Origin of the sequence: Sulfitobacter sp. (assembly GCF_041552635.1) — a bacterium.
Lineage (GTDB): Bacteria > Pseudomonadota > Alphaproteobacteria > Rhodobacterales > Rhodobacteraceae > Sulfitobacter.
Genome location: NZ_JBFEKM010000258.1, coordinates 1 through 3,952 on the forward strand (window position 1 = coordinate 1; position 3,952 = coordinate 3,952).

Here is a 3,952-nt window from a genome sequence, read left to right on the forward strand (position 1 = left end):
AGCACTTTCTTGTCCTGGCTCAGGTTCACGTTATTCGGGATCTGGGTGTCGTAGCTTACGTTGATCAGGTCGAGCATTGGTTTTCTCCTCGTGGGGTCAAAATCTTTGAAGATTTTGGGACGGATTTTTCGAAAAATCCGGGCCCGTTACACACGTTCCATATTATAGTCGCCACGCACGCCTGTGCCGTAGCGTTGCAGCGCACCATCGGGGCCAACCGCGTTGGGGCGCTGGAATATCCAGTTTTGCCATGCGGTCAGGCGACCAAAAATGCGGGTCTCCATCGTTTCGGGGCCAGCAAAGCGCAGGTTCGCCTCCATCCCCGTCATCGCGTCAGGGCTAAAGCTGGCGCGCTCTTCCATGAACAGGCGCACTTCGTCCTCCCAATCGATGTCGTCATAGACGTAGGTGACCAAGCCCGCTTCGTCAGCGGCATCGGCCTCAAGCGCTTCGCCTTTCAGCGCCTCAAGTTCGGTGATATCCTCAGGCGTGCCCAAGAACCGTGTTTCAAGACGGGTAAGATCGTTGCCCATCTTGTAGGTGCCAAAGTTGCCATCGGTCAGGGTCACTGTCGCCAAAGGACGGTTATCGCCGTCAAATTCCTCAAGCATCATATAGCTGCGATCGACGGCCCACAGCAGTTCCGCCAAAGGCCCTGCAAAGCACGATCCGTGTTCAACAATCGCGACCAAACTGCGCGAGGTCATATCGACACGTTTCAACAGACGCTTCCAGTATTGCAGAATTTCATTGGCCAACCAGTGGTCTTTGTTGGCCAGCAAAAGCGCCTCGTGGGCAACCAGAAGTTCGGGGTCGCCTTGGGTCTGGAATTCGATCAGGCCCAGTTCTTTTTCATTATTGCGCAGGTGCAGGATGGCATCGTCCAGCTCGCGGGCGCAGCGCAAGATCCACGCCTCGGCACCTTGCGCCGTCAGCGCATCCATATCCGCAGGCACCGCCGCATCGGGACCCTTGATGGTCACGGTCGCGCGTTTTGCGTCGCGGTTCAGCACCACTTCGACAGTGGTATAGCTGATCCCATCGGCCGCAAATGTGCGGGTGATTGGGGTCAGCTCAATACCCTTTGCCACATCAGACTTGGAGGACGCCGCGGCCATTTCTTTCGCCCGCTCGACCACGGTTTCATCGAACTTGGAATTCGGAATAACCTCGTCCACCAGACGCCAATCCTTGGCACGCTTGCCTTTGACACCCTCTTCGATTGAGCAGAACACGTCGGCGCGGTCACGGCGCACCATGCGCTTGTCGGTCACGCGGGTCAGACCGCCAGTACCAGGCAGAACCGCCAGCAAGGGGACTTCGGGCAGGGACACAGACGACGTGCTGTCATCGGTCAGCATGATATAGTTGCACGCCAGCGCCAATTCATACCCGCCACCAGCGCAGGCCCCTTTTACGGCGCAGATATAGTTCTGCCCGCTGTCGGCAAGGGCTGCCTCGAATGTGTTGCGGGTTTCGTTGGTGAACTTACAAAAGTTGACCTTGTGGCTGTGTGCCGCCCCACCCAGCATCCGGATATTCGCCCCGGCGCAGAACACTTTGTCCTTGGCCGACTGCATGACAATCACTTTGACATCAGGGTGTTCAAACCGCATCCGCTGGACGATATCGGCCAGTTCAATATCCACGCCCAGATCATAGGAGTTGAGCTTGAGCTCGTACCCTTCGAACAGGCCACCCTTTTCATCGACGTCCATATAAAGATTCGCGATAGGGCCATCATATTCGATTTTCCAGTGGCGGTATCTGGACGGATCGGTTTGAAAGTCGATAATCTTGGTCACGGGCAGTCTCCTTGAGCAGGCTCGGCCTTGGCGGCAATTTGGCCAAAGCGGCCCTTGAGCTTTATATTCCAAATATGGCATGATATTGCCACATTTTTTTGTAATTCAGTGCTAAATTCATCACTTAGATGCTATATAATGCACTTCCTAACGTCAGATCGGGTCTTTTCTGCATCTTGTGCAATTTCATGCACAGTGATCCCCAAAACCGTTTCAACCCCTGAACACTGCGCCAAATGCCCGTCCACCATATCGCAAAGCCGCAAGCTGGCGCGGGGTTTATCCATCCTTAGTTTCAGCCGCGCATTGGCAAGCTGGATCAACGCCTGCACCATCGCGCGTTCGGGCGACGGGTCGGGGCAATGCATCCAGACCGCCTCAAGAACCTCGTGGCATTCCCAGAAATATCCCGCATCGAAATAGGCACGACCCGCGTGCCATGCGGCAGTCTGATCCAACGCTGTGACAGGCAGATCTGCCGTGACACTTGCCTTGATCGCATCAAACCAGTCTTCGGGATGGCGGGCGTTTTGCCCCGGCACATAGGCGTGCGGGGGCAGTGGAACATCAGTCACAAGATCAGGCGATCTGAACTGGTTCACGCTCTATCCGATCAAGACGCGCGCAAAAATCGCGTATTGCTTCCATCGTAGCGTGGCGCTGATCCAGATGCGGTGCGTGGCCGCAATCATTCAGGATCGCTGTTTCGACCGGGGAATATATCCGGGTCTCGATTTCTTCGATCTGGGCAAGCGTGCCGTAAGGATCGTCTCGACCCTGAATCGCGAGAACGGGAATACGCAGATGGTCAATGGTATCGCCCACATGCCATGCCTCGAAGTCGGGGTTCGTCCAGGCATCATACCAGCCGTTAAATGCCACATCGACATTTGCGTGATACTTGCCCAACTTTTCCCGCAGATCACCCGAGACATAGTCGACGCCTGCCGCCTTGATCGCGGCCAACCCCATGGGTTCGGTAAAGAAATGCGGGGCCATCAAGATCAACGACCGGATGCGCATGTCGGAAACGGATCCGGCATAGATCGTCGCAATTGTGGCCCCGTCGGAATGGCCCAACAAAATCGCGTGTTCGATGCCAACGGCGTCCAACACATCGCCAACAGTTTCAATCGCCTCGCGCGTCATATAATCCAACGGGCGCGGCAAATCGACGGGATCGGATGCCCCATATCCAGCGCGCGAATAAGCCAGCACACCGAAACCGGTGGCATCGACCAAGGCTTGCGGAAAATCACGCCACAACGCGACACTGCCCAACCCTTCGTGCAGCAGCACAAGCGTGGGTGCATCGCCGGGCTTGGGGCCCCACGCCGCATATTCCAAGGTTTTGCCGCCTGCTGTCAGCGTCAATCCTGCGTCATTCGACCATGTCACGCCCATCAGTTTTCCTCTCGTAATTTAAAACGCTGTATTTTTCCCGTCGCGGTTTTGGGCAGATCTGAAACCACCTCGATCCAGCGGGGGTATTTCCATTTGCCAATCTTGTCTTTGACGTGGTCTTTAAGTTCGGCCAGCAAAGCATCATCGGCCACCCCGTCCTTGAGCACGACAAACGCTTTGGGTTTCTCCAGCCCATCTGCGTCTTCGGCGGCGACAACGGCCGCCTCAAGGATGCGGGGATGGCTGACCAATGCGCCTTCGACCTCGAAGGGGGACAGCCAAATACCCGACACTTTGAACATGTCATCCGTGCGCCCGCAGTAAACCAGCCGCCCGTCATCGCGCATTTCGTATTTATCGCCGGTGCGGGTCCAGACGCCTTCGAAGGTGATCCGGGATTTTTCGCGCTGGTTCCAATAGCAATTGGCCGCAGATGCGCCGTTGACCAGCAATTCGCCTACCCCGCCGGACGGGACGTCTACCCCTTCCTCGTCGACCAGCCGCAAGGCATAGCCCGGCACCGCGACCCCCGACGTGCCATAGACAAGGTCATCCTTGCGGTTGCTCAGAAAGATATGCAGCATTTCGGTCGATCCGACGCCGTCCAGAATGCAGGTGCCGGTGTGCGTTTCCCACCGCAAGCCAACCTCTTCGGGCAGCGCCTCACCCGCCGAGATACAGGTGCGAAGCGGCACCTCTAGCGCGCCGTTTTTATCCATAAATGCAACCATCGCTGCATAAAG

The 3,952-nt window shown here is 56.5% G+C and carries 4 protein-coding genes; all 4 read right to left on the bottom strand.

Annotated features, from left to right (window positions below; all coding sequences use genetic code 11):
* Nucleotides 1-146: 146 nt before the first annotated feature.
* Nucleotides 147-1,805, bottom strand: a complete 1,659-nt coding sequence (gene boxC / locus ABYT07_RS19555; RefSeq protein WP_372993690.1) for a 2,3-epoxybenzoyl-CoA dihydrolase — start codon at nt 1,803-1,805, stop codon at nt 147-149.
* Nucleotides 1,806-1,936: 131 nt separating this feature from the next.
* Nucleotides 1,937-2,407, bottom strand: a complete 471-nt coding sequence (locus tag ABYT07_RS19560; RefSeq protein WP_372993691.1) for a DUF309 domain-containing protein — start codon at nt 2,405-2,407, stop codon at nt 1,937-1,939.
* The gene (locus tag ABYT07_RS19565; protein WP_372993692.1) at nt 2,385-3,209 is read right to left on the bottom strand and encodes an alpha/beta fold hydrolase; all 825 of its coding nucleotides are present in this window, start codon (nt 3,207-3,209) and stop codon (nt 2,385-2,387) included. The genes ABYT07_RS19560 and ABYT07_RS19565 overlap by 23 nt, the downstream gene beginning before the upstream one ends.
* The coding region (locus ABYT07_RS19570; protein WP_372993693.1) for a benzoate-CoA ligase family protein at nt 3,209-3,952 on the bottom strand (744 nt) is incomplete at its 5' end. The genes ABYT07_RS19570 and ABYT07_RS19565, both read right to left, overlap by 1 nt.

Coding starts and splice junctions, on each gene's coding strand:
- ABYT07_RS19565 (WP_372993692.1), bottom strand. CDS start 3,209: ATGGGCGTGACATGGTCGAATGACGCAGGATTGACGCTGACAGCAGGC.